Source organism: Paraburkholderia sp. EG287B (assembly GCF_040965595.1).
Taxonomy (GTDB): Bacteria; Pseudomonadota; Gammaproteobacteria; order Burkholderiales; family Burkholderiaceae; genus Paraburkholderia.
Genome location: NZ_JBFRCG010000127.1, coordinates 1 through 235, shown reverse-complemented (window position 1 = coordinate 235; position 235 = coordinate 1). Strand labels below are relative to the sequence as shown.

1 protein-coding gene is annotated in these 235 nt (G+C 64.3%); it reads right to left on the bottom strand.

Annotated features, from left to right (window positions below; all coding sequences use genetic code 11):
- Positions 1–235, bottom strand: a 235-nt coding sequence (locus AB4Y40_RS43025; protein ID WP_368693006.1) for a hypothetical protein, incomplete at both ends; no start/stop codon positions are given.

Below are 235 nucleotides of genomic sequence, written 5' to 3'. Positions count from 1 at the left end.
CGGAGCTCGTCGCCGAGACTGCGCCCGAAGCTACGTTGTGCAGCGCCACCGGCGTGGTCGCATCCGTGCCGCCCAGCGTCACCGAATCGTGTGCCGACGTGTCGTACATCACCGCATCGGCGAGCTGTCCGGCAATGTTCGTGACGTCGCCTTGCAGGTTCGTGATGTCGGTCGTGTTCTGTGTCACGCGTCCGTCGAGGTTCGTGATCGCGCCACCCACGTTGTTGTAGGTGTC